This is a genomic window from Streptomyces specialis, from assembly GCF_001493375.1.
Classification (GTDB): domain Bacteria; phylum Actinomycetota; class Actinomycetes; order Streptomycetales; family Streptomycetaceae; genus Streptomyces; species Streptomyces specialis.
The window spans coordinates 433,901-456,965 of record NZ_LN929893.1 but is presented as its reverse complement, the minus strand read 5'-3'; the positions used below and the strand labels follow the sequence as shown (position 1 = coordinate 456,965).

Genomic DNA, 23,065 nt, shown 5'->3' with positions numbered 1-23,065 from the left:
GACAGCGGCAGGTTGAGCACGATCAGCGCGTCCACGCGGCGGCGTAACGGCATGCGCAACACGCCTGAGTGACCGTGTCGACCAGTTATTCCGATGAACGCTCGCACCATCCGTATTTTTTCGCAAGCAGACAACGACATAGGAGATTTCTGCTTGTCACTTGGCCTCAAAGATGTGTGTAAGAAACAGGGCCCCCGCCCTGCCGTTCGCCGTCACCGCCGACGAACCGCTTGCCCTGCGCGTCGAGGCCGCCACCGCGCGCTGCGACTGCGCCTGGTACATCGAGCTGGACTGGAGCGCCGGCGACGAGCGCGGCACCGTGCGCGTGGACGACGACGGCGACCCGTTCCGTACCAGCGGCGGCGGCGCGGGCGCCGCCACGCCCTACTTCTTCGCCATGGACACGGAAAGCTGGCAGGGCGCATGAGGGAGGATGCGTGGTATGAGCAATCTTGACCTGAAGCCCGCGCCCACCGAGTGCGGCGGCGCCGCCCGCACCGGGCCGGTCCGCGACCTGATCGCGGGCCGCGAGGTGACCCTCGGCGAAAGCACCCTCGTCCGCCGGCTGCTGCCCACGCTCGGCCGCCGGATGGTCGGCGCCTGGTGCTTTGTCGACAACTACGGCCCCGACGACATCGCCGACGAGCCGGGCATGCAGGTCCCGCCCCACCCGCACATCGGCCTCCAGACCGTGAGCTGGCTGCACGCGGGGGAGGTGCTGCACCGCGACAGCGTCGGCAGCCTCCAACTGGTCCGCCCGCGCGAGCTGGGCCTGATGACCTCGGGCCGGGCCATCGCCCACTCCGAGGAGTCCCCGCGCCCGCACACCAACGCGCCGATCCTGCACGGCACCCAGCTCTGGGTCGCGCTCCCCGACGAGCACCGGAACACCGCCCCCGCGTTCGAGCACCACGCCGTGCTGCCCGGGGTCGCCGGGGGCAACGGCCTGCGCGCCACCGTCATCCTCGGCTCCCTCGACGGCGCCACCTCGCCCGGCACCACGTACAGCCCGCTGGTCGGCGCGGATGTCACCGCCGCCGCCGGAACCGACGCCCGGCTGCCCGTCGAGGAGGACTTCGAGTACGCCGCGCTCGCCATGTCCGGCGAGGCCGTGGTGGACGGCGTCCCGCTCCCCGTCGGCTCGCTGCTCTACCTCGGCTGCGGTCGCCGCGAACTCCCGGTCCGCGCCGACACGGACGCCTCGTTCATGCTGCTGGGCGGGGTCCCGTTCGAGGAGAAGATCATCATGTGGTGGAACTTCGTCGCCCGGACCGGCGAGGAGATCGCCGCCGCCCGCGAGGCATGGGCCACGGGCGACCGCTTCGGCGAGGTCCACGGCTACGAAGGCACCCGCCTCCCCGCCCCGGCCCTCCCCGCTTTGCCCCTCAAGCCGCGCGGTCGCGCGCGCTGACCTGGTTTTTTGTGCCCGAAGAGATGAGGCCCCGGCTCCGTCGCCCCAGTGCGGAGTCGGGCCGCCCGGAGGATCCGGTGGGCTCTCGTCCGCTGCGTACTCTGACGGGGCGCGAGTCGCGGGTCCGGCCTTCTGTCGGCACGTCTGGCAGTCCTTGTGCTGACTCAATGCTGACTCAATGCTGACTTTCCTGACGGGGTATCAGGAGGGCCAGCCGGAATGAGGGGCTTACCGTACGGCGCTCCCGCCCGGTCAGCCGGGACGAATGGCCTTCGCCGCGGTCCTGGGCGGCATCTGTTGCCGAGGGCGGGCGGCGAGCCGGCCACGCGGACGGAGTCCGCGTGCGGCGCCGGTGAACGAAGCGGTCGATAGATCGGAGGGGGCGCCGGATACGGGCCAGGCGTCGGCAGCGACGTGGTCGGGTTCGCGCCGCCGGCCGCGCCGCGTCTTTTACTGTTGACAGATTGCCGGGAAAATCCCTGCTCATTGAGGGTGCGACCGCATAGGCCCCGGCTTTCGCCCTTGTGCCGTGCGGCCGGCGCTTCTAGCGTTCTGCTCGCTCGCCGACCGTGTGTACGAGAGGGCGGTGAGCGGCATTTCGTAGCACGGAATGGCGAATTGCCGGCGTTCCGCCGTGTCTCTTCGACTGACGCGTCTTCTCGCGGTCAGCCCCCCACTCATTGGAGAAGTCTCGTGCGCATCAAACGGTACCTGATCGCGTTGTGCGGAGTCCTCCTCGCAACGCTCGCCGGCGTTGTCCCGGCGTCGGCCGACGCCCCGAAGCCGGGCGCCCCGCAGCCGATCATCGGCGGCGGCTTCGCCTCGGAGGGCCCCTGGGCCGTGGCCATCATGGTCAACGGCCAGCAGAACTGCTCCGGGACGATCATCGCCCCCCGGTACGTGCTGACCGCGCGGCACTGCGCGAACGCCGGCAACACGTTCCTGATAGGAAGCACCGACCGCAACGCGGGCCAGGTGCGCCGCCCGGTACGTGCCATCGCGCATCCCTCGGCCGACATCATCCTGTACGAGCTGGACTCACCGGTCACCACCACCTACGCCGCGCTGACCACGACCCAGCCCTCCGTCGGCAGCACGGAGCAGGTGTACGGGTTCGGCCGCACGGAGTCGGCGCGTGACTCCCGCTACCTCAAGGTGGCGTCCATGAGGATCACCCGAGTCTCCTCCGCCTACATCGACGCCACGCGGATCAACGGCTACACCGGGCCCGGGGACTCCGGCGGGCCCGTCTTCCAGAACGGCCGGCTGATCGGCGTCCACTCCTACGGCGACACGTCGGCGGGCACGTCAGGACACGTCAACGTCTTCACCTACCGCCAGTGGATCCTGTCCAACTCCGGACAGCTCGCGACGACGACGGCGGCGGCCTGACGCGGTGATGGGCCGTCCGCCCGGCCCGGTGGCCGCGGGAACGGCCCGTCACCATTCCCAGTGAATCGCGTAACGGCCAGGGCTCGCCTGGGAGGCGGCGAATTGAACCCCGTGCGCCCCGTCGAGGGAAAGGTCACCGCCGCGCACTGCCTCGGTCTCGCTGTGAAAGGTCCATCTGCAGCGCGCGGGCACCGCGTCCTCGTGGAACTGAATCTCCGCGAAGTACTCGTGGACGGGAAAGGCGAGTTTCCGCTCGAATCGCGTCGACCGGGCCGAGGCGGGCGTGTACAGCACTTCGTATTCCACCATGATGACGTCGCCGCGGGTCAGCTCGCGGTCGAATTCCAGGGAGGCGATCACATAGCCCTGTTCGGGAAAATAGCTCGCCGACCGCACGGAACAGTGCCGCAGCGGACGGAGCAGGGGGCGCCGCGCCTGCGGGTCGTCCGGCGCGAGCACCACCGGGAACCGGGACACCCCGGACCGCGTGGCCCTCAGCACGAGCCGCACCCGCATGGACTGTTCGCTGCGCTGCGGCCCGAGCGTCGCGAAGTCGTGGTGGCTCAGCCGCACGAGGAACTCGTCGTCGGCGTTCACGTCCCGCAGCAGGGACGGGATCTGCGGGTCCGCAGGCCACATCGTCTCGGCGGGGACCCGCCGTTGCCCTTGGGGGCCCGGCCCGCGAAGCCGCCGTGGCCCCAGCGCCGAGGTCAGCGATCCGCTCGGCATCGCGAGGATGTCCTCCAGCACCGCCAGGGCGACCAGGGACTCCCGGCGCTCCGGCCTGCGCTGCCCGGTCTGCCAGAGGCTCAGGGTGGACACGCTCAGCGCGTGCCCCCGCTGCGCCAGCCGGTGCCGGACGCGCTCCAGCCCGAGTCCGCTGCGGCTTATCGCCGCCCGCAGCACGGAAGCGAAATCCTGGTCCCCCTCCGGCGCGTGGCCCGGCATGTCCTACCTCCGCCCTGTCGGTGTCGGCCGGACAGGCTAATCAGCGCGACCGGCCCCCCGCCATACCGCGCGGGCGGAAACGATCGCTCTTCCCGCGGCGGCCAAGGAACGGCGCTGCGCCTGTCACCCGGTGCGCATCACAGGGGTGCGCGGCACCGGATCGACGCCACCGCTCCGCCTGGACGCGGGCGCTGGCCCGGTCCGCCCGGGCGCCACGGGGCACGCTCGACGAAGCCTCCGTGGCCGCCGGCCGCCCCGGAACGATGTGCCGGTGAGGATGGTCGACCCGCCACCCACCGACGAGAGCAGGGCGCCCGCCCGCGGCCCGTGAGGGCCGCGCGGGGCGCCGCCGCAGAACACGTCACTGTCAGGCACGTACCGCACTGTTGGGCACGTACCGCGGGCCGCACAGCCGGCGGGCCGCGGACCACCGAAAGGCAATCCCCATGCACCGCCCTTCCCTGAAACTCCGGGCCCGGGCCGCACTCCTGGCCGGAAGCGCCGCCGCGACGGCCCTCGGTCTCGCCGCGCGTGTTATAGCCGCCACTCCGTCGGCAGCGCCAGGTGTGTATAACGTCGAGCCGGCGGGGCTGTGCCCCAGGCCGATAGCCGCCGTGATGGTCGACTTCACCGACGCCCCGATCGAGAACCCCGACGAGCTGCGCGCCCGCATGGAGGACCTGTTCTTCGGTCCGGAGGGTCTCGCGCCGTACTACGGCGAGGCGAGCGACGGGCAGCTCACCTTCGTTCCGCTGGAGGGCCGGCCCGAGGTGCTGGGGCCCGTCGGCCTCGACCTGGCGAACACCTGCGACGCGGGCGCCATCAACAGCGGCACCCGCCAGGCCCTCGCCGCGCAGGGCATCCCCGAGGAGGACTACGCCCACCTCTCGATCTGGTTCCGCGCCGACTGCGGCTGGGGCGGACTGGGACAGCAGCCGGGGAGCACCACCTGGATGCCCACCGGCGGCGGCACCAGCGCCCTGATCCACGAACTGGGCCACAACCTCGGCTTCCGCCACCTGAGCGCCGTGACCTGCGACCCCGGGACCCTGGACAACTGCTCCGACGCGGGCTATCGGGGCTCCTCGCCCATGGGCGGAGGCGGCGCCGGCAGCGGCCTGTCCGCCCCCGAACTGCTGCACATGGGCTGGGTCCCCCAGGCCCGGCACGTCACCACCACCGCCGCCGGCACCTACACCCTGCGGGCCCTGCACGCCCCCGCGCAGGCCGAGGGCACCCGCGTCCTGGAGATTCCCCGCAACGACGAGGGCGACCGGCTCGTGGTCGCCTACCGCGCCAACGGTCAGACCCTCGACGTGGACGCCGACACGGGCGTCCAGCTCCACCTCACCCGGCCGGACGCCTACCACCCCTCCCAGGTCGTCGACCCCACGCCCGAGAGCAACGAGAACGACAGCAACGGCCTGGTCCCCGGCGCCAGCGTCACCGACCACACCAGCGGCATCACCGTCGAGACCGTCTCCACCGACGGCGACACCGCCACCATCCGGATCACCGGCGGCACGGAATCCCCTGCCGCCGGTGATCCGGATCACGGGATAAACAAACAAGACACAGATGCGACATACATCGTCTTTCTCCTGTGCACATCAGGGCCCCCCCCAGGCCCACTCTAGCCTCCTCGACTGCAGCGTCAGATATGTCTAAGACGCCGGTCGCGGACCCCACCGGCGACGACGGCCCCGCCGCCGACCCCTCCGGCAGCGAAGGCGACGCGGGCCTCTCACCGGCGGGGGAAACGGCCGACAGCGCGGCCCCGGACGCCGATCTGGCCACCACCGGCGGCGACGGCGACGGCCTGACCGCACTCGCCGCCACCGCGGCCATCCTGCTGGCCGCCGGCGCCGCCACCCTGGGCGTCCCCCGCCGCCGCAACGCCAGGAGCCGTACCACCGCCTGACACCCCCACAAGGGGAGAACCCCGGCGCACGGCCGGCCCGGCCCCACGACGGCCCGGTCGCACGCCGCGGCCCGCGCCCGGCGCTGCCCGCCCAGGCGAGGAAGCGCACGGGCCGGGCACCCGGCCCAGCCGGGCGAGCCGCCACCGCGGCTCGCCCGGCTGTGGTCGAGCGCGGGGCGGATGCCCATCTCCGCGGTTTCCCTTCCTGCGGCGAGGTGCTGGCTGCGGGTGTTTCAGCCGATCGTGCAGGTGAGTCTGTGTGGCCGGAGGCTGTCCGGAACACGGCGAAGCGGCTACCGCGCAGCCGCGAGATCAGTTGCCGAAGACGGCGGATTCTGCCCCTGGCCGTAGGGCCGTGACTGCCCGCCGGGCCGCGACGAGGTCCGTGTCCGCTCCTGGGCCGGGTCTCCGGACCGAGGCGCAGCGAGGTGGCCATCGCGCAGGTCTGCGCGAACGCCTTCCCCCCACGCGGATCCGTGGACCGCCAGGTCGGGCATGGCACCGACGGATTCCGCGCTCACCAGGCCGTTCCAGGTTCCGGCGGGCCGCCGTTGTGCGCCCGCGGCCGGCGCGCAGCGCTCCGGCTCCGTCCAGTCCGCTCGTCCGGGAGGCAGAAATGTTCGAGAAGTCGTCGCGTCCGCAGCGGGAGGGAATACGCCCCGCCGCGGGTGCCGTCTGTTCACTGGCGGTGCGCTGCGCCGAGGCCGAGCACGCGCTGCGGGCGGCGTGCATCGGAGACGTGGCCGAGCACGGGCGGTACATCGAGGACCGCGACGTGCTGTGGATCGAGCACGCCACGGGCGCGGAGGGCTGTGACCTGCTGCTGCTGGGGAACGTCTCGGGCGACGGCGCCCCGCCCCCCGAGGTGGTGGTGTGGACCTCGCCGGAGGCCGGGGCCGTTCCCACCTCGCACGCGGACGGAAGCGGCTGCGCGGCGGCAGCGGCGCGCGGCGGCCTGCTCTACGTCCGTGCCTGCGGGCCCGGCTCGGCCACGGGCTGCGAGGAGCCGGCTGTTCCCTAGCCGATCGATTGGACATTCGGTCCGGCTCTCGCCGGTCGCGGTCACCAGGGCAGGGGCTGGCGGTCGTAGAAGAGACCGCCGGTGGTGGTTGCGTCGTCGGGGAGGGTGGCCAGCCAGACGGGGGTGTCGGCGCCTTGTTCGGGAGGGCGGGGCGCCCCGGGGCCGCCCATGTCGGCCCTTACCCAGCCGGGGGATGCGGCGTTGACGAGGATGCCGGTGCCGGTGAGGTCTGCGGCCAGGAAGCGGGTCATGGCGTTGAGCGCGGCCTTGGAGACGCGGTACGCGGGTTCGCTGCCGCTGGTCATCAGGCTGAGGGAGCCGAGGTTGCTGGAGACCTTGACGATGCGACCGTAGCCGGCGCTCCTCATATGGGGAACCACCGCGTCAGCCAGGCGCCAGGCACCGAGGAGGTCGACTTCCAGGGGGCGGTCAGAGTTTCCATACTGCGGCCCCGACGTCCTGGCACTTGTCCATCAACTCCATGCTGAGCACGACGTCCTCAACCAGCCCACCCAGGCAAACACCGCCCGCCGCCTTGCCACCCTCACCATCACGCCGTGGCTCCTGCACGCCGCTACCGCCGACAAGATCGTCATCCTCGGCCACCTCACCGGCAGCGCTGCCGACTCCCCCGACCCCGCGCCTTCTGGCAGGCCCGACCCGCCTTCCTCCGCCTCGTGCCGTACTTCCACCAAGTGCACCGGGCCGGCCTGGGCCACGTCCCCGAAACCATGAGCACCACCTACCGCACACTCTTGGCGCACTGCCCCGCACCTGGCATGTAACGCCGAACACGTTGCTTCCGCCCGCCGGGTGTCCGGACGCAACGCGTCCGGCACCGCCTGTGAGGCGGACCGGTCGTGTCCGTCGATCAGCTCTTCCCGGTGTGACGACATCGTGTGCGGACGGCAGCGGTCTGTGCGGCGACCTCCGGTTCGTCCCCGGTAGTGGGCGGTTCCGTGCTTACGGCGTCATCGGTCGCATGTGCTGGGTCTTCGCCTCCCAGCTCGTCGTCCAGCTCGGCCGCGTCACGATCGTCGACCTGGACGCGGGACTCAGCCCGAGCCGCCCGGGGCTCAGGCCGGGGGCATGACCGAAGTAACGCCACTTGGGCCTGTCACGTGCCACGCGGAAGCCTTTCTAGGCGGGGGCGTCGTCCCGTGAGGGGTGCGAAGCCGCGGCGCGGTGGCCGGTGAGGTGGTCCTGCAGTTCGCGGTGCCGGAACTGGTAGCCGACGCCCGCGATCCGCACCAGGCCCGCCTCCTCGCACCAGTCGAGGAACCGGCCCAGCCGCCAGGGCAGCCACCGGCCGGAGCCCTTCCGCGTCCCGGTCAGGAAACCGGCGTAGCGCAGGCCGACCAGGCCACCAGGCATGCCTGTCCCGAAGGCGAACGCGAACCCGAAGGCTGATCCGAACGCGAACCCGGAGGGGCGCCCGACGACCAGCGTGACCACCAGGCCGAACGCCAGCCCGGCCGCGACGGTCACCGCTGCTCCGGCGAGCAGGTCGTTCCGCAGAATGTCCCGGGGCCTCACGGCGCCCACGGCCCCGGAGGTCCCCAGGCTGACCACGAGCCCGACCGCGGCCCCCAGCGTGAGGCCGGAGGCCAGGCCGATCACCGGACCGAAGCCGAGCCCGAACGCGGTGCCGAACGCCAGACCGGTCAGGACACCCGAGGCGATCCCGGGGCCGAGGTTACGCCGTTCGGCGGAGGCATTCCGCCGCCGCAGATACATCCGGCCCGGCTCCGGCCAGAGGGCGCGCCAGGACGCGCAGGACAAGAGCACCGCCAGCGCGGTGGCCACGACCAGGCCGACGAGCCGACTCCGGGTGTCGAGGGGGGCCAGGCTGAGCGGGACCGCGCAACCGGCCAGCCACACCACCACGGGCACGACGGCGCTCACGGCCCGGCCGCGGCGACCGGCGAGCGGCCACAGCTCGTGGAGCACGATGTCGGTGCCCGGCAGCGCCCGCCCGGCGAGCGAGCGGCCGGTGGCGCCGTCGCCGTCGAGATAGCGGGCCAGCACCGACAGCCAGGCGCGGATCTGGTCGGGGGTCCAGTCGGCGCCGCTGGGTGGCGGACAGGCCGCGGTCGCCGCGGGCACGAACAGATCCAACAGGTGATCGCGCACCGCGTCCGGGGTGTCCACGGCCGGGGCCAGGAGAGTGTCGGGATGGCGCGCGAACGCGCCGCCGGGGTGACGCTGCTCGTGGACGCCGGCGGCCAGCGTCAGCCGCCACGGCGTGGCCAGCCCGGTGGCGAGCGGCCCGGTGGGGTCGGCGGCGAGGCGATCGAGCACATTCCGCCAGCGCGCCGGGTCATTGACCCGGTCGGCCAGGAATCGCCGCACGGTGACGGCGTCGAGCGGGGTGATCTCGACCCGGGCGGCGTCGTGCGCCCACACCCGCAGCGCTTCCAGCGCGGAGTAGGGGCCGCTGCGGCAGGTGACGATCAACTGGGCTTTCCGCACACCCTGGTGATAGGCGTTCAGCGCCTCCAGCGCGCGGGCGGCCCGGGAGCCGTAGCCCGGCTCGGGGTCGGCGTCCATCTCGTCCAGGCCGTCAAGCACCGGGAGCACGCGCCGGTCCTTGACCAGCGCGTCGGCCGCCGCCCGGGTCAGGCGGTACGTCTCCACCAGATGATGGGCCACGAACTCCTCCAGCGGCATGCCGGGATCCCACGAAGCCGGTGACAGGCGCACCGGAACCGGATCCCCGGCCGAGCGCTGTTCGACAAGCAGCAGCATGATCCGCAGGGCGAGAACGGTCTTGCCCGCGCCCGGCGCGCCGGTGATGACCAGCCGCCCCGGGCGCAACCGCCGGTAGTAGTCCGCGACCTCCTCCAGCCGACCGTACGGAGCGGCACCGGCCGCGTCGTGCGCGGGCGCGGGGTGGTGGACGAACGGGACATCGATGGCGCGGTCGCTTCCCCCGAGCAACTGTCGCCACGCCGCGCGCTCCGCGGCGAGCACCTCCACGGCCAGACGGTCGGCCACCTCCCTCGTCCCGGTGTCCTGCCAGCGCCCCGCCCGGACCGCCAGCCGTCCCGACCACACGCTCAGCGCCAGCGAGGCGAGCCCCACGACCAGTCTCCTATCCGCCCCCGGCAGCGCGGGCTCCCCCAGAACGGCCGCCGTGGCCAACAACACCACCGCGACCGACCCGAACATCACTGCCTGTTCGCGTCCGCCCCTCATCCCCACCCGCCGTCCCGCACGGAGATCGCTTCGCGACCCCCGCCCATCCGGTCATCACTCCCCGTACAGCGCTCTGGAGGCGACCCTACGCATTCCCGCGCACCCCCCGGGGGCGTTGTCGCTCCCCGGTCACCCGAAGGTGAGTGGCGCCACTCCCTCGCGGCGGAGATGAGCATGGGCGCGGCGGGCGGCGAGGGCTCGTGGGGGCCGCTCGTGGGTGCCGGGGACGTCAGGTGCGGACCTGGCGGGTGAAGCGGCGCAGGGTGAGGTGGCCGAGGGCGGCGGTGCCGGTGGTGAGGGCCGTGAGGTAGGCCCAGGTCGGCATGTGGCCGACGGCGGGTGTCAGGTTCGCGCGCAGGCCCTCGCTCATGTACACGAGCGGGTTGGCGAGCGTGAGGACCTGGACCCAGCCGAGCGGGTCCAGCGCGGCCCACGGGTAGTAGACGCAGCCCAGCATCGTGGCGGCGGCCAGGAGCAGGCCGAGCAGTGCCCCGAAGGCGGAGGCGTCGATCACCGTGCCGAGCAGCAGCCCGAGCGTGGACGCGAGCAGCGCGCTGAGGACGAGGGTGACGACGAGCAGCGGCCAGTTGTCCACCTGGGCCCGGGGCGCGGCGCCCGGCGCGTGGACGAGCCACACGATCGGGACGACGACGAGGGACGACAGCAGGCCGAAGACCGCGGACGAGGTGATCTTCTGGAGGCCGAGGGCCCAGAGCGGCAGCGGGGCCAGGGCGCGGTCGGCGATCTCGCGGCCGGGACCGAGTTCGGCGGCCAGCGGCCCGGTCACGGACATGATGCTCTGGAGCATCAGGGTGCCGGCCATCAGACCGGGCAGCAGGATCGTGGAGAACGTGGGGAAGGACGTCGTTCCGCCGGGTCCGCCGCCGATGCCGGGCATCACGTACGCGAAGGCGAAGGTGAAGAGCAGCGGCTGAAGACCCACCTGCACGAGGAGGGCCGGAACGTTGCGGCTCAGGACCCGCAGGTCGTACACACACGCCGCTCACGACGAAGAGCACAGGTTGAGCCCTGGGATTTCCCCCACTGCTTAAGTAAACACTCTTGTTTACTAGGTGTACTGCGTTCTTAGGCGCTATGTGATGGCACTCTGTGAGACCTCGACTATCCGCTTGGTCGGCAGCGTCAGATGGGTAGAAGAGACAGGGTAGTCATGTCCGGTCAGGGTGAGGAAGGCGGTGCGGAGGCTGGGGGGTGTGGTGGTGGCGTCGCGGACGGTCAGCCCGGCGGCGCCTCCCGCGCGCACCAGGTGACCCAGCACGCCGTCGGGGTGGGTGGTGCGCACCTGTACGGTCGGGCCGTCGACGACGATCTCGTGCGGGCCGCCGGGGGTGCGGCGCGCCGCGTCCTCGACGGCGCGGGAGTCGGCGTCGTACCGGACCGTGATGACGGACCGGGCGCCGCCGGCCGCCTTGATCGACTCGGGGGTGCCGCAGGCGAGCAGCCGCCCGTGGTCGATGACGGCGAGGCGCCGGCACAGCGCCTCGGCCTCGTCGAGGTGGTGCGTGGTCAGCACCACGGTCTGCCCGGCCGCGTGCACGTCTCCGATGAGCTGCCAGAGGTCCTCGCGTGCCCGGGGATCGACGCCGGCGGTCGGCTCGTCCAGGAAGAGCACCTCGGGGACGTGCATCAGGGCCCGGCCGATCATGACCCGGCGGGCCTGGCCGCCGGAGAGCTGATGGGCCTTGGCCCCGGCCGTGCCGGCGAGGCCGAGCCGCTCCAGCAGCTCCAGCGCCCGGCGGCGCGCGGCCGGGGCGGACATGCCGAAGTAGCGTCCGCGGAAGGCGAGGTTGTCCAGCACGGTGAGCGCGCGGTCCAGGGTGTTGGCCTGGGGGACGACGCCGATGCGGGACTTCACGCCGACCGGGTCGGCGCCGACCTCGTGGCCGGAGACCCAGGCGCGCCCGGCGGTGGGCGTGACCAGGGTGGTGAGCATGCCGATCGTGGTGGACTTGCCCGCGCCGTTGGTGCCGAGGAGGCCGAAGAACTCGCCCTGGGCGACCGTGAGGTCCAGTCCTTCGAGGGCGACGAGGGTGTCCTGCCCGCGCCGGTAGACCTTGCGCAGGCCCTCCGTGCGGATGGCCGTCGCGGTGCCGGCCGGGGTGACGGGCTGCCGTGGGCGGGCGGGGGCGGTTTCCATGGGTGCTCCTGCGGGGTTACGGGGGCGGGGTGCCGTGGCCGGGCAGTCCGGTGCCGCCCAGGCGGGTGAGCAGGGTGGAGAACTGGCCGATGTCCTCCTTGCTCCACAGGGGGGCGGCGAAGACTTCGGCGGCGATCCGCTCGGCGGTGGCGAGCATGTCGGTCAGGCGTTCGCGTCCGGTGCCGGTCAGCGCGGCGTAGGCCACGCGTCCGTCGCGGGCGTCGGACTCCCGCGTGACCAGCCCGATCCGCTCCAGCGGTGCCAGTCCCCGGGTGACCCCGGAGGCGGTCAGCCCCAGCTTCTCGGCCAGGTCCACGCGGCGCATGCGCCCGCCGGGGGCCTGCCCCAGGCGCAGCAGCATCGTGAAGTCGGCCAGGCTCACGCCATGCAGCCCCGACAGGCTCGCGTCGAACCGCTTCACGAGGGCCGTCTGGGCCCGTACGAGACGCAGGGAGACGTCCAGCGCGTCGTTCATTGCCACCTCCTTGACTGCTCAAGCATATCAGCATGCTTGAGCAGTCAAGGATCGGTGGATCAGGCGTTGCGCCGGGCCTCGGCGCGGCGCTGCCGTTTGCCCAGGGGGGCCCGGGAAAGGTCCTCGGCGCTGCTCCTGAGGTGCTGGAAGCCGTAGCCGCGTTCGGTCAGCCAGGCCCGCGCCGCCTCCTCGGCGCGTTCGGTCGCCACCACGATGTCCTCCTCCTTCTCGCCGGAGTCCAGGAAGCGGAACGTGAACGCGGACCGCGCGGACAGGTCGTAACTGAGGTGCCCCTCGGGCGTGAAGGACGCCCGGAGGATGTCGTGCTCGGCGGCACGGGCCAGAAGCTCGGCCCGCTGATCCGGGTCGAGTCCGGCGAAGACACCGCGGACGGTGATACGGAAGGTACGAGTCGTCATCCCGCGACCCTAGCCAGCGCGACCGGCGCGGCTCCACCGCGTTTCCGGCGCCGGTTCGCGGGAGATCCGGCGGCCGGCGCCTTGGTTAACCTGCACGGGTGACCACCGACCTGACCCTGCTGCCGCGCGTCGCCTATCGCGGACAGGAGGTCACCGCGCCCCGGCTCCGCGCACTCCTCGCGCTCCTCGCGGGCGACGTGCGCGCGGGCTGCGGCACCGAGCGGCTGGTGGCGGGGCTGTGGCCGGACGAGCTGCCGGAGCGGCCGGGGAAGGCGGTGCAGGTCCTCGTCTCCAGGGCGCGGGCGCTGCTGGGCGCCGACGTCATCGCGAGCACCCCGGCCGGGTACCGGCTCGCCCTCGCCGAGGACCGGATCGACAGCTCCGCCCTGCTGCTGCACGCCGCCGCGAGCGCCGACCGGGCCAGGGCCGGGGACCACGCGGGATCGCTGGCCGCGGCCGACGCCGGGCTCGCGCTGTGGGAGGGCACCCCTGACGAGCCCGGCGACCCGGACGATCCGGTGGCCGCGCTGCGCGCCGAACGCGCGCCCGTGCGCGCCACGCTCCTGCGCGCGCGGGCGCTCGCGCTCGCCCGGCTGGGACGGCACGCGGAGGCCGCCGGGCCGCTGGCCGCGGTCGCCGCCGGGCATCCGCGCGACGAGGAGGTGCTCGCGGAGCTGCTGCGCGGCGAGGCGGCGACGGCCGGCCCGTCCACGGCGCTGACGCGGTACGAGGCGTACCGCCGCGAGCTGCGCGACGCGCTCGGCACGGACCCGGGCGCCGGGCTCAGGGCCGTGCACCGGGAACTGCTGAGCGGCGAGGAGCCCGTGGTCCGGCACGGCGTGCCGCACGAGCCGAACCCGCTGCTGGGACGCGACGAGGACATCGCGGCGGTGGGCCGGCCGCTGCGCGCCTCCCGGGCCGTCCCCCTCCTCGGCCCCGGCGGCCTCGGCAAGACCCGCCTCGCGCACGCCGTCAGCCGCCGGGCCGGGCAGCGCGTGGTGTACTTCGTGCCGCTCGCCGGCGTCACCGCGGACGAGGACGTGGCCACGGAGGTGGCGTCCGCGCTCGGCGCGGGGGAGGGGCGGCACGGCGCCCTGAGCGGCCACCTCCCCGATCCGGTGGCCGGCATCCGCGGCATGCTCGGCCCGGGCCCCGCGCTGCTGGTGCTGGACAACTGCGAGCAGGTCGTCCGGGGCGCCGCCGACCTCGTACGGGCCCTGGTCTCGTCCTCGCCTGACCTGCGGGTGCTCGCCACCAGCCGGGCGCCGCTGGGCCTGACCTCCGAGGCGGTGTACGCGCTGCCGGAGCTGGGGCTCGACACGTCGGTCGAGCTGTTCGCGCAACGGGCCCGTGCCGCCCGGCCCGGCGTGGAGCTGCCGCCCGACACGGTGGCCGGACTCTGCCGCCACCTCGACGGGCTGCCGCTCGCCGTGGAACTGGCCGCGGCGCGGGTACGGGCGCTGTCGGTGCCGGAGATCGCCCGCCGCCTCGGCGACCGGTTCGCGCTGCTGCGCGGCGGCGCCCGGGACGCGCCGGAGCGCCACCGCACCCTGCGCGCGGTCGTGGAGTGGAGCTGGAACCTGCTCACCCAGGACGCCAGGGCCGCGCTGCGCACGCTGTCCGTCTTCCCCGGCGGCTTCTCCGGCGAGGCGGCCGAACGGGTGCTGGGCGACGACGCGCTGGGCCCGCTGGAGGAGCTGGCCGATCAGTCGCTGCTCACCGTCACCGACACCCCGGCCGGTGTGCGGTTCCGGATGCTGGAGACCGTACGGGAGTTCAGCGCGGCCCGGCGCGCGGAGGCGGGCGAGGAGGAGGAGGCCGTGGGCCGGTTCCTCGCCTGGGCGCGGGACTTCGGGGTGGCGCACCACGCGTGGCTCTTCGGCGCGCAGCCGCGAGCCGCGTGGGAGCGGATCAGGGCCGAGCAGGACAACCTCGTACCGGCCCTGCGGCACGCCCTGGCCCGTACGGACGGGCCCACCATCGCCGCCCTCACCGCGGTCCTCGGCGCGCTGTGGTCCACCGAGTCCAACTTCCCCCGCCTCGCCGCCCTCGCCGCGGACCCCGGCCCGCCGCTGTCGCACTACCGCCCCGGGCCCGAGTATGTCGAAGTCGCCCGCGCCGCCGCCGTGGTGGGTACGGCGACGCTGTTCATGGGCCACGGTCCGCGCGCCGGGAGAGCGAGCACGACATCGACCGGGCGCTGGCCTCGGCCCGCCGGATGATCGCCGCGCTGGCGCCGATCGACAACCCCGCCACGCAGGTCATCGGCCACGCCCGGCTGAGCGAGCTGTGCCTGCGGACCGGCCGCGGACAGATCGCGTACGGGCACCTCAGAGCCGCGCTGGCGGCGCTGCCGCGGCTCGGCGACGAGCACGACCACCTGGGCATCCGCTCGGCCCTCGTCCTCGCCTGCCTCCAGCGCGGCGACCCCGACGAGGCCGAGTACTGGCTGAGGCAGGCGGAGAACGCGGGCACCGCGCAGCAGGACCTCTTCTACAACCCCGATCTCGGCGCGCGCGCCGAGATCGCGCTCACCCGCGGGCTGACCGAGGTCGGGCTCGGCCTGTGGCGCGGCGCCGTGGCCCGGATGTCCCAGGCCGGTCCGGCGCACGGCGGCGATCCCTGGTTCGACCCGTGGGCGTTGCAGATCCAGTCGGCGGCGGTGACGGCGCACGCGCACGCCGGCCGTCCCGGACTCGTCGCGGAGCCGGCCGACCGGCTGCGGCAGGGGCTGCGGACGCTGCTGACCGGCCCGTCCCGCTCGCCCATGGAACTTCCCGTGTTCGGCACGGTGCTGCACGCGCTCGGCATGGCGGGACTCGCGTCCGGCGACGCCTCCGCCGTGCGGATGATCGCGCTGGCCGAACGGCTGGGCGTGCTGCGGGAGTTCCAGCCGACCATGTCGGCGGACCGCGCCCGGCGCGCGGCCGAGGACGCCGACCGGGCGGCGTACGCCGACGCGGGGTCGGAGTACGCCGCCCTGGAGCGGGACGGGCTGCGGGCGGCGGCCCGCGCGCTCATCGCGGGTCGCGGCTGAACAGCGACGTCGACCACCGGTAGCCGAGCGCCGCCAGGCCCAGGCACCAGCCGACCGCCAGCCACCCGTCGCCGCCGATCTCGCTGCCGAGCAGCAGCCCGCGCAGGGTCTCGATGGCCGGTGTGAACGGCTGGTACTCGGCGACCGGCCGGAACCAGCCCGGCATGGCGTCGACCGGGACGAAGGCGCTGGAGACGAACGGCAGGACGATCAGCGGCATCGCGTTGTTGCCGGCCGCCTCGGCGTTCGGGCTGACCATGCCCAGCCCGACCGCGATCCAGGTGAGCGCCATGGCGACCAGCGCGAGCAGCCCGAACGCCGCCAGCCACTCCAGGGCCGTGGCGTCCGTGGACCGGAAGCCGATGGCCACGGCGACGGCGCCGACGAGGACCACGCTGACGAGCGCCCGCAGCACGCTGCCGACGACATGCCCGATGAGCACCGACCCGCGGTGGATCGCCATCGTGCGGAAGCGGGCCATGATGCCCTCGGTCATGTCCATGGACACGGACACCGCCGCTCCCACCACGGTGCCGCCGATGGTCATCAGCAGGATGCCCGGGACGAGATAGGCGATGTACGCGGAACGGTCGGCGTGACCGCCGGCGATGCCCGCGCTCATCACGTCGCCGAAGATGTAGACGAAGAGCAGCAGCAGGACGATCGGCGTCAGCAGCAGATTCAGGGTGAGCGACGGGTAGCGCCACGCGTGCAGGACGGTGCGGCGCAGCATCGTGGCCGAGTCGCGAACGGCGAGGGTCAGGGAACTCATCGGACATCCTCACGCTGGTCGGTGCCGCCGGTCAGGGCGAAGAACACGTCATCGAGGTCGGGGGTGTGCACGGTCAGCTCGTCCGCCTCGACACCGGCCGAGTCCAGCCAGTCGAGGATGGAGCGCAGCTCGCGCTGGCTGCCGTCGCTGGGGATCTGCAACGACAGCGCCTCGTCGTCCCGGGTGACCTCGCGCAGGGCGACGGCGGCGGACCGGTACGCGGCCGGGTCGGTGAACCGCAGCCGCACGTGCCCGCCCGGGACGAGCCGCTTCAGCTCGTCGGCGCTCCCCTCGGCGGCGATCCGGCCGTCGTTCAGCACCGCGATACGGTCGGCGAGTTCGTCGGCCTCCTCCAGGTACTGGGTGGTGAGGAAGACGGTGACGCCACCGGAGACCAGCTCGCGGATGATGCCCCACATGCTGTGGCGGCTGCGCGGGTCCAGGCCGGTGGTCGGCTCGTCGAGGAAGATGATCCGGGGGGCGCCGACCAGTGTCATGGCGATGTCGAGGCGGCGCCTCATGCCGCCGGAGTAGGTGGAGGCGGGCTTCTTCGCGGCCTCCACCAGATCGAAGCGCTCCAGCAGCTCGGCGGCGGTGCGGCGGCCCTCCCGGCGGGGGAGATGGTGCAGGTCCGCCATGAGGAGCATGTTCTCCTCGCCGGTGATCAGGCCGTCGACGGCGGAGAACTGCCCGGTGACGCCGATCATGGCCCGTACCGCCTGCGGATCGGCGGCCAGGTCGTGGCCGCCGACGCGCAGGTCGCCGGCGTCGGCGGTGACGAGGGTGGAGAGGATCTTGACGACGGTGGTCTTCCCGGCGCCGTTGGGTCCCAGGAGGGAGAAGATCGTGCCCCGCGGCACGGCCAGGTCGATGCCGTCGAGGACCTTCTTCGGGCCCTTTCCGCCGTCCTTCCCGCTGTGTTTCCCGCCGTAGGACTTGTGCAGCCCCCTGGCCGCGATGGCGGGGGCGTCCGGTGTCGTAGTCATGCCGCACAGCCTGCTGCGGGGCGGATTCAGCGCGGTTTCACCATGGCTTCAGCGCCCGGGAACCGGGCCGGGCCGCGACGGCGCACCGCCGACCCGCGCCCGGCCGGGGGTCACCGCGCGCGGGACTGACTGAAGCGGAGCATGTTGCCGGACGGATCGCGGAAGGCGCAGTCGCGGACGCCGTACGGCTGGTCGAACGGCTCCTGCAACACCTCGCCGCCCGCGGCGCGGATGCGTTCGAACGTCGCGTCGCAGTCGTCGGTGGCGAAGATGACCCCGCGCAACAGGCCCTTCGCCAGCAGCTCCGCCATGACCTCCTTGTCGGCGGGCGAGGCGCCCGGGTCGGCGAGGGGCGGTTCCAGCACGATGTTCACGTCCGGCTGCGACGGCGCGCCGACGGTGACCCAGCGCATCCCCTCGAACCCGACGTCGTTGCGCACCTCCAGGCCGAGAACGTCCCGGTAGAAGGCGATCGCCTTGTCATGGTCGTCGACGGCGAGGAAGCACTGGGAGAGTTTGATGTCCATGCGTCGCACGCTACGGGCGGGGCGGGCGTTTCGCTTCTCCGTTCCTGACCGGTCGCGTGTGGATCTTGGCGACGCAGGCCGGGATGGCGGCACCCTCGTCGTGGCGGCGGGCCCGGTAGGCGCTGGGGCTCTCGCCGACCAGCTCGGTGAACCGCGAGCTGAACGACCCCAGCGAGGTGCAGCCGACCGCGAAACAGACCTCCGTCACCGACAGGTCGCCCCGCCGCAGCAGCGCCTTGGCGCGCTCGACGCGGCGCGTCATCAGGTAGCTGTACGGCGTCTCGCCGAAGGCGGCGCGGAAGCTGCGGGAGAAATGGCCCGGCGACATCAGGGCGGCGCGCGCCAGCGCCGGCACGTCCAGCGGCTTCGCGTAGTCGCGATCCATCAGGTCACGGGCCCGGCGCAGCCGGACGAGGTCCTCCAGCGTCACCCGGCCACCCTCCCACAGCGCCGGACGCCGGGCGCACGCGCGTCACCGGGCCGGCGGTCGGGGGGTGATCTCCAGACGGGCGCTGCCCCCGGCGACGTCCACGTCGGCGGGGAAGACCGTGAGGGAGTCGTTGGTCGTGGAGGAGGTGCCGACCCCGCTGGAGAAGGTCGCGACCACCTCGGAGCCGTCGTACACGTCGTAGAGGACGGCGGGCGAGCTGAACCCGGCCGCCAGCTCCTGCTCCTCGATGCCGGTGACGACCAGCCGCGTCACGCCGAACGCCGCGGGATCGACCGCGATCTCGGTGCCCACCGCGACGGTGATCTCGCACTCCCCGTCGTAACAGGGGGAGTCCGCCTCCGGCGGCGGCCCGTCGTCGTCCCCCGCCCCCGGTGTCCCGGAGGTGTCGGGTGTCCCGGACGACTCCGGTGCCTCCGGCGAGGTGGACGCCTCGGACGGCTCCGGCGTCCCGGCGGGCGTCCCGGCGCCGCCCCCGGAGCCGCCCGAGCAGCCGGCGAGGAGCCCCAGCCCCAGGGCCGCCGCCACGACCGCGCCTCCTCCCGCCCGTGCCGCGCCCGCCCTGGTCCCCGCGCCGCGTTCGCTCATGGGCAGCAGGGTAGAACGCGGGCCGCCGACGCGGCAGGGCATCACAGGTAGAGGCCCGCCTCCGGGTCCCGGGGCGGGGACGCGCCCGCCGGGCCGGTGCCGCGCCGGAGCGCGTACAGCTCGGCCAGGGTCGCGCCCTCCCGGCCGATGCCTTCCTCCGTGCCCAGCCACGCCACGGCCTCGGCGCGGGTCAGCGGCCCGACCTCGATCCGCGCCAGGCAGCGGCCCGGCCGCACGACCGCCGGGTGGAGCCGCTCCAGGTCCTCGTTGGTGGTGATGCCGACCAGAACGCGGCGGCCCTGCCCGAGCAGCCCGTCGGTGAGGTTCAGCAGCCGGGACAGGGCCTGCCCCGCCCCGTTCTTGGCGCCGCCCCTGACCAGCTCGTCGCAGTCCTCCAGCAGCAGCAGCCGCCACTGCTCCTGCTCGTCGTCCTTGCCGATGGCGACGTCCATCAGGTACCCGACGTCGTTGAACAGCCGCTCCGGGTCCAGCACGCAGTCGACCTGGCACCAGTCCCGCCACGCCAGCGCCAGGGTGCGCAGCGCCGAGGTCTTGCCGGTGCCGGGCGGGCCGTGCAGCAGGAGCAGGCGGGCGGAGATGTCCTCCGGGGTGAGGGCCAGCAGGCGGTCCATCGCGCCGGCCACCGGCGCCGAGTACCCGGCGCGCACGTCGGGCCAGGCGTCGGCGGAGATCTTGCGCGTGGTGCGCACCGGGCCGCGACCGCCGGGCGAGAAGTGCCAGAAGCCCATGGTGACGCTGGTCGGTTCGGTCTCCGGCTCCTCCTCCGCGCCGTCGACGGCCTGCTTCAGGATCTGCCCGGCGAGCGCGTCGCTCTCCGCGATCACCGTCACATGCGCGCCGAACCGCCAGCGGCGGGCGCGGAGCGTCCAGCCGTCGCCGGAGGCGAGGACCGTCTCGGTGTCGGTGTCGCGCGTCATCCGCCGGATGCCGGCGCCCTCGGGCAGCAGGGTGTGGTGCTCCTTGACCCGCTGGAGGCGCTGGCCCTGGGCGAAGGGCAGCGCGCCCGACGCGAAGTCGGTGAGCAGCAGCATGTCGATGGCGTCGGCCGGGGAATCGGCCTCGGTCACGGTGAACCGGATCGGGGATTCCTCCTTCGGGGTGGAAGGATTCTCGGGACGCATACACCCCATGATCCGGCACGCCCGCCCCGCGCGCACGGGGTTTCCCGGCGAACGCCTGTCCCGCGGTGTGCGTCAACCCCGTTGCGGGGAAAGGTGAATCACGGGACCGGGATACCCATGCGTCGGTGCGGGGAGTTAGGGTTACCCTGCCCGGACCGGGTGTCGTTGTACGGGTGGGAGAGTCATGGAGCAGATAACAGTGCGGGGCAGGCCGCCACGGGTCCCTGCCATCAACTGCGGGACCGGCGCGAGCAGCTCGCGTCTCGACCGCCACCTGAGCGTGCTCTCCGGCCCGGCCGTGCCGCAGCGCCAGGCCGAGGAGGCCACGCTGTTGATGCGCGAGCTGACCCAGCGCGACAGGACCGGCGCCCGCACGACCCGGAGCGCGCGCGTGCGGCTGTTCACGCCTCTGCGGCGGCTGCGGCGGACCCTGCTGGGCGGTCGCGGCTGACGTGACGGTGGCCGCCGGGCGGGACCGGCGGCCTGTCCGTGCGTCACCCCGGGGTGCGGGGGGTCACTCGGGGGAGGCGTCCATGGTGACCGCGAACGAGAAGCGGTCGCCGCGGTAATGGATGCGGGCGACATCCACCGCCCGCTCCCGCTCGTCGTACTCGACACCGGTGATGTGCAGGATCGGGCTCAGCAGCGGCACCTGGAGAAGCTGCGCGGTCGGCGGATCGGCCAGCCGCGCCTGCACGGTGTTGGCTATCCGGCTGACCGTCACTCCGGCCACGTCCCGCAGCACTCTCGTCATCGGCCAGCGTTCCAGCGCCGTGGGGTCGATGCGGTCGGCGATCTCCGGATGGAGCAGATTCTCCGCCCAGTTGACCGGATCGCCGGTGGCCCGGTCGTGACGCACCCGGCGGAAGCGGACCACCTCGCCGAGACCCGGGAAGTGCTCGGCCAGTTCGGGCGGCACCGGGACCGGCCCGTGGTCCAGCAGCGTCGTGGTCTCGCCCGACTGCTGCGCCACGATGGTGTCCACCGAACCCAGCAGCCGGACGGGCGCGCTGTGCCGGGCCGTTGGCTCGATGAACGTGCCGCGCCGGCGGAACCGCGTGATCAGGCCCTCCAGTTCCAGCTCCTTGAGGGCCTGGCGCATGGTGAGCACGCTCACCCCGTAGTGCTCGGCGAGCTGTTCCTCGGTGGGCAGCCGGAGCGGCGCCTCGGGGGAGCGGCCGAGGATCGAGGCGCGCAGCGACTGCGACACCTGGTACCACAACGGCAGCTTCCGGTTCAGTGCGAGCGAGTCGGGGGCGAAGACGGTCACAGCGGTCGCTCCGGGTCGACGATGTTATGAAGGGAAGTTCCGTCTCAGACCCTCCCACACCTCGTCGTATCCGCGCTGCCGGTGTCCGCAGGTCACCGCCTGCGCGGTCAGGAGCACGGGCCAGCCGGTCTCGAACATGAACGCCAGTCCCTCGTCCACGCGTTGGGGCCGCAGCTCGGCGGCGCTGGCCCGTTCGAACGTCTCCCGGTCGGGCCCGTGCGCGGACATCATGTTGTGCAACGAGCCGCCGCCGGGCACGAAGCCCTCGGCCTTCGCGTCGTAGGAGCCCTCGATCAGGCCCATGTACTCGCTCATCACATTGCGGTGGAAGTAGGGCGGCCTGAAGGTGTCCTCGCCGACCAGCCAGCGGGGCGCGAAGACGGCGAAGTCGGCGGCCGGGGCGGTCAGTACGGTGAAGAGCGACGGATCGGGGTGGTCGAAGCTGACGGAGCCCAGCACGTTGAACCGGCGCAGGTCGTACAGGTACGGCACGAGGGTGCCGTGCCAGGCGACCACGTCCAGCGGGGAGTGGTCGTAGTCGGCGGCCCAGAGGCCGCCGCAGAACTTGTTGAGCACCCGCACCGGGCGGTCGGTGTCCTCGTAGGCGGCGGTGGGGGCGAGGAAGTCCCGGGGCGCGGCCAGGCCGTTGGCGCCGATGACGCCCAGCTCCGGCAGCGCGAAGGGGACGCCGTAGTTCTCGCAGACGTACCCGGCCGCCTCGCCGTCCGGCAGCTCGGCCCGGAACCGCACCCCGCGCGGGATCAGCGCGATGTGCCCGGGGGCGGCGAGCAGCGGGCCGAACTCGGTGCGCAGCAGCAGCGCGCCGCGCTGCGGGACGATCAGCAGCTCGCCGTCCGAGTCGCCGAACACCCGGTCGGTCATCGGGGCGTTGGCGCGGTACAGGTGGACGGCCATGCCGGCGCGCCGACGCGGATCGCCGTTGCCGCCCAGGGTCCACAGGCCGGCCACGAAGTCGGTGCCGGGCGGCGGCGCGGGCAGCGGGCCCCAGCGCATCCGGTTGGGGTCGGGCCCGGTCTCCTCGAACGGCCCGGAACGCAGCGCGCCGTCCGGCACGCGGCGGAACGGCGGGTGGGCGGCCGAGGGCCTGATCCGGTACAGCCAGGACCGGCGGTTGCGGGCGCGCGGCTCGGTGAACGCGGTGCCGCTGAGCTGCTCCGCGTACAGCCCCAGCGGCGCGCGCTGCGGCGAGTTCCGTCCCCGGGGAAGCGCCCCGGGGACGGCCTCACCGCTGTGCTCGTTGCCGAAGCCCGGCGAGTAGACCGGCGCGCGGGGCGGGGAGGCCGCCGGGGAGTCGCCCGTCGCGTTGCCCGTTCCGGCCGTGTCCATCGCGC

General features: G+C 73.3%; 24 protein-coding genes and 1 pseudogene. 9 read left to right on the top strand and 16 right to left on the bottom strand.

Going from position 1 to position 23,065, the window contains the following annotated elements; genetic code table 11:
• Nucleotides 1–172: 172 nt before the first annotated feature.
• The 3 genes from BN2279_RS11920 to BN2279_RS11910 all read left to right on the top strand — a co-directional run bounded on the left by BN2279_RS11920 (nucleotide 173) and on the right by BN2279_RS11910 (nucleotide 2,803).
• Nucleotides 173–427: a hypothetical protein gene (locus tag BN2279_RS11920; RefSeq protein ID WP_059008668.1), complete on the top strand. Its 255-nt coding sequence runs from the start codon at nucleotides 173–175 to the stop codon at nucleotides 425–427.
• 15 nt (nucleotides 428–442) lie between these two features.
• Nucleotides 443–1,411 (top strand): pirin family protein, encoded by a 969-nt coding sequence (locus tag BN2279_RS11915; RefSeq protein WP_059008667.1) that lies wholly within the window; start codon nucleotides 443–445, stop codon nucleotides 1,409–1,411.
• Nucleotides 1,412–2,104: 693 nt separating this feature from the next.
• Nucleotides 2,105–2,803 (top strand): S1 family peptidase, encoded by a 699-nt coding sequence (locus BN2279_RS11910; protein ID WP_059008666.1) that lies wholly within the window; start codon nucleotides 2,105–2,107, stop codon nucleotides 2,801–2,803.
• Nucleotides 2,804–2,851: 48 nt separating this feature from the next.
• Here BN2279_RS11910 and BN2279_RS11905 read toward each other — a convergent pair whose 3' ends face one another.
• Entirely contained in the window at nucleotides 2,852–3,751 is a 900-nt protein-coding gene (locus tag BN2279_RS11905) for a hypothetical protein (protein WP_059008665.1), read from the bottom strand.
• Nucleotides 3,752–4,317: 566 nt separating this feature from the next.
• Between BN2279_RS11905 and BN2279_RS11900 the strand changes: the two genes are divergently transcribed.
• The 3 genes from BN2279_RS11900 (at nucleotide 4,318) to BN2279_RS11890 (ending at nucleotide 6,693) form a co-directional block, all read left to right on the top strand.
• Nucleotides 4,318–5,388, top strand: a complete 1,071-nt coding sequence (locus tag BN2279_RS11900) for a metallopeptidase domain-containing protein (RefSeq protein ID WP_159037198.1) — start codon at nucleotides 4,318–4,320, stop codon at nucleotides 5,386–5,388.
• 23 nt (nucleotides 5,389–5,411) lie between these two features.
• Nucleotides 5,412–5,672 (top strand): hypothetical protein, encoded by a 261-nt coding sequence (locus BN2279_RS11895; protein ID WP_059008663.1) that lies wholly within the window; start codon nucleotides 5,412–5,414, stop codon nucleotides 5,670–5,672.
• 616 nt (nucleotides 5,673–6,288) lie between these two features.
• The gene (locus tag BN2279_RS11890; RefSeq protein ID WP_059008662.1) at nucleotides 6,289–6,693 is read left to right on the top strand and encodes a hypothetical protein; all 405 of its coding nucleotides are present in this window, start codon (nucleotides 6,289–6,291) and stop codon (nucleotides 6,691–6,693) included.
• Nucleotides 6,694–6,734: 41 nt separating this feature from the next.
• Here BN2279_RS11890 and BN2279_RS11885 read toward each other — a convergent pair whose 3' ends face one another.
• The gene (locus tag BN2279_RS11885; protein ID WP_079032079.1) at nucleotides 6,735–7,115 is read right to left on the bottom strand and encodes an SDR family oxidoreductase; all 381 of its coding nucleotides are present in this window, start codon (nucleotides 7,113–7,115) and stop codon (nucleotides 6,735–6,737) included.
• A 7-nt stretch (nucleotides 7,116–7,122) separates the two neighbouring features.
• Nucleotides 7,123–7,299 carry a hypothetical protein gene (locus BN2279_RS29315; RefSeq protein WP_159037197.1) on the bottom strand — a complete coding sequence of 59 codons (177 nt, stop codon included), beginning with the start codon at nucleotides 7,297–7,299 and terminating at the stop codon, nucleotides 7,123–7,125.
• 280 nt (nucleotides 7,300–7,579) lie between these two features.
• Here BN2279_RS29315 and BN2279_RS11880 point away from each other — a divergent pair, with 280 nt between their 5' ends.
• The gene (locus BN2279_RS11880; RefSeq protein ID WP_059008661.1) at nucleotides 7,580–7,786 is read left to right on the top strand and encodes a hypothetical protein; all 207 of its coding nucleotides are present in this window, start codon (nucleotides 7,580–7,582) and stop codon (nucleotides 7,784–7,786) included.
• A gap of 47 nt (nucleotides 7,787–7,833) precedes the next feature.
• Here the strand turns inward: BN2279_RS11880 and BN2279_RS11875 are convergent, their stop codons facing one another.
• The 5 genes from BN2279_RS11875 to BN2279_RS11855 all read right to left on the bottom strand — a co-directional run bounded on the left by BN2279_RS11875 (nucleotide 7,834) and on the right by BN2279_RS11855 (nucleotide 12,943).
• The gene (locus tag BN2279_RS11875) at nucleotides 7,834–9,777 is read right to left on the bottom strand and encodes an NACHT domain-containing protein (RefSeq protein WP_159037196.1); all 1,944 of its coding nucleotides are present in this window, start codon (nucleotides 9,775–9,777) and stop codon (nucleotides 7,834–7,836) included.
• A 343-nt stretch (nucleotides 9,778–10,120) separates the two neighbouring features.
• Nucleotides 10,121–10,885 (bottom strand): ABC transporter permease, encoded by a 765-nt coding sequence (locus BN2279_RS11870; RefSeq protein ID WP_059008659.1) that lies wholly within the window; start codon nucleotides 10,883–10,885, stop codon nucleotides 10,121–10,123.
• A gap of 99 nt (nucleotides 10,886–10,984) precedes the next feature.
• Nucleotides 10,985–12,049: an ABC transporter ATP-binding protein gene (locus BN2279_RS11865; RefSeq protein WP_079032078.1), complete on the bottom strand. Its 1,065-nt coding sequence runs from the start codon at nucleotides 12,047–12,049 to the stop codon at nucleotides 10,985–10,987.
• A 16-nt stretch (nucleotides 12,050–12,065) separates the two neighbouring features.
• Nucleotides 12,066–12,524 carry a MarR family winged helix-turn-helix transcriptional regulator gene (locus tag BN2279_RS11860; protein ID WP_059008658.1) on the bottom strand — a complete coding sequence of 153 codons (459 nt, stop codon included), beginning with the start codon at nucleotides 12,522–12,524 and terminating at the stop codon, nucleotides 12,066–12,068.
• Nucleotides 12,525–12,583: 59 nt separating this feature from the next.
• Nucleotides 12,584–12,943 (bottom strand): DUF6204 family protein, encoded by a 360-nt coding sequence (locus BN2279_RS11855; protein WP_059008657.1) that lies wholly within the window; start codon nucleotides 12,941–12,943, stop codon nucleotides 12,584–12,586.
• A gap of 98 nt (nucleotides 12,944–13,041) precedes the next feature.
• On the opposite strand from BN2279_RS11855, the pseudogene BN2279_RS11850 reads away from it, so the two are divergent.
• Nucleotides 13,042–15,980, top strand: a pseudogene (locus BN2279_RS11850) (ATP-binding protein).
• On the opposite strand, the gene BN2279_RS11845 reads toward BN2279_RS11850, so the two are convergent.
• From BN2279_RS11845 to BN2279_RS11820, 6 genes are all read right to left on the bottom strand, one after another.
• Complete coding sequence (locus BN2279_RS11845) at nucleotides 15,961–16,752, bottom strand: ABC transporter permease (protein ID WP_059008656.1); 792 nt, start codon at nucleotides 16,750–16,752, stop codon at nucleotides 15,961–15,963. The pseudogene BN2279_RS11850 and the gene BN2279_RS11845 sit on opposite strands and share 20 nt — an antisense overlap.
• Entirely contained in the window at nucleotides 16,749–17,738 is a 990-nt protein-coding gene (locus BN2279_RS11840; protein WP_059008655.1) for an ATP-binding cassette domain-containing protein, read from the bottom strand. Before BN2279_RS11840 ends, BN2279_RS11845 begins: the two co-directional genes overlap by 4 nt.
• 110 nt (nucleotides 17,739–17,848) lie before the next feature.
• Entirely contained in the window at nucleotides 17,849–18,265 is a 417-nt protein-coding gene (locus tag BN2279_RS11835; protein ID WP_059008767.1) for a VOC family protein, read from the bottom strand.
• Nucleotides 18,266–18,275: 10 nt separating this feature from the next.
• Entirely contained in the window at nucleotides 18,276–18,695 is a 420-nt protein-coding gene (locus BN2279_RS11830) for a helix-turn-helix domain-containing protein (protein ID WP_059008654.1), read from the bottom strand.
• 42 nt (nucleotides 18,696–18,737) lie between these two features.
• Nucleotides 18,738–19,301 (bottom strand): hypothetical protein, encoded by a 564-nt coding sequence (locus BN2279_RS11825; protein WP_159037195.1) that lies wholly within the window; start codon nucleotides 19,299–19,301, stop codon nucleotides 18,738–18,740.
• 41 nt (nucleotides 19,302–19,342) lie between these two features.
• Nucleotides 19,343–20,443: a DUF5925 domain-containing protein gene (locus tag BN2279_RS11820; protein WP_059008652.1), complete on the bottom strand. Its 1,101-nt coding sequence runs from the start codon at nucleotides 20,441–20,443 to the stop codon at nucleotides 19,343–19,345.
• Nucleotides 20,444–20,627: 184 nt separating this feature from the next.
• On the opposite strand from BN2279_RS11820, the gene BN2279_RS11815 reads away from it, so the two are divergent.
• Nucleotides 20,628–20,894, top strand: a complete 267-nt coding sequence (locus tag BN2279_RS11815; protein ID WP_059008651.1) for a hypothetical protein — start codon at nucleotides 20,628–20,630, stop codon at nucleotides 20,892–20,894.
• Between the two features lie 63 nt (nucleotides 20,895–20,957).
• On the opposite strand, the gene BN2279_RS11810 is transcribed toward BN2279_RS11815, so the two are convergent.
• Together BN2279_RS11810 and hmgA are read right to left on the bottom strand one after the other, a co-directional pair.
• Complete coding sequence (locus tag BN2279_RS11810) at nucleotides 20,958–21,713, bottom strand: GntR family transcriptional regulator (RefSeq protein WP_059008650.1); 756 nt, start codon at nucleotides 21,711–21,713, stop codon at nucleotides 20,958–20,960.
• A 24-nt stretch (nucleotides 21,714–21,737) separates the two neighbouring features.
• Nucleotides 21,738–23,060 carry a homogentisate 1,2-dioxygenase gene (hmgA, locus tag BN2279_RS11805; protein WP_079032077.1) on the bottom strand — a complete coding sequence of 441 codons (1,323 nt, stop codon included), beginning with the start codon at nucleotides 23,058–23,060 and terminating at the stop codon, nucleotides 21,738–21,740.
• Nucleotides 23,061–23,065: the final 5 nt, after the last annotated feature.

Coding starts and splice junctions, on each gene's coding strand:
- BN2279_RS11920 (WP_059008668.1), top strand. CDS start 173: ATGTGTGTAAGAAACAGGGCCCCCGCCCTGCCGTTCGCCGTCACCGCC.
- BN2279_RS11915 (WP_059008667.1), top strand. CDS start 443: ATGAGCAATCTTGACCTGAAGCCCGCGCCCACCGAGTGCGGCGGCGCC.
- BN2279_RS11905 (WP_059008665.1), bottom strand. CDS start 3,751: ATGCCGGGCCACGCGCCGGAGGGGGACCAGGATTTCGCTTCCGTGCTG.
- BN2279_RS11895 (WP_059008663.1), top strand. CDS start 5,412: ATGTCTAAGACGCCGGTCGCGGACCCCACCGGCGACGACGGCCCCGCC.
- BN2279_RS11890 (WP_059008662.1), top strand. CDS start 6,289: ATGTTCGAGAAGTCGTCGCGTCCGCAGCGGGAGGGAATACGCCCCGCC.
- BN2279_RS11865 (WP_079032078.1), bottom strand. CDS start 12,049: ATGGAAACCGCCCCCGCCCGCCCACGGCAGCCCGTCACCCCGGCCGGC.
- BN2279_RS11860 (WP_059008658.1), bottom strand. CDS start 12,524: ATGAACGACGCGCTGGACGTCTCCCTGCGTCTCGTACGGGCCCAGACG.
- BN2279_RS11855 (WP_059008657.1), bottom strand. CDS start 12,943: ATGACGACTCGTACCTTCCGTATCACCGTCCGCGGTGTCTTCGCCGGA.
- BN2279_RS11845 (WP_059008656.1), bottom strand. CDS start 16,752: ATGAGTTCCCTGACCCTCGCCGTTCGCGACTCGGCCACGATGCTGCGC.
- BN2279_RS11840 (WP_059008655.1), bottom strand. CDS start 17,738: ATGACTACGACACCGGACGCCCCCGCCATCGCGGCCAGGGGGCTGCAC.
- BN2279_RS11835 (WP_059008767.1), bottom strand. CDS start 18,265: ATGGACATCAAACTCTCCCAGTGCTTCCTCGCCGTCGACGACCATGAC.
- BN2279_RS11825 (WP_159037195.1), bottom strand. CDS start 19,301: ATGAGCGAACGCGGCGCGGGGACCAGGGCGGGCGCGGCACGGGCGGGA.
- BN2279_RS11820 (WP_059008652.1), bottom strand. CDS start 20,443: ATGCGTCCCGAGAATCCTTCCACCCCGAAGGAGGAATCCCCGATCCGG.
- BN2279_RS11815 (WP_059008651.1), top strand. CDS start 20,628: ATGGAGCAGATAACAGTGCGGGGCAGGCCGCCACGGGTCCCTGCCATC.
- hmgA (WP_079032077.1), bottom strand. CDS start 23,060: ATGGACACGGCCGGAACGGGCAACGCGACGGGCGACTCCCCGGCGGCC.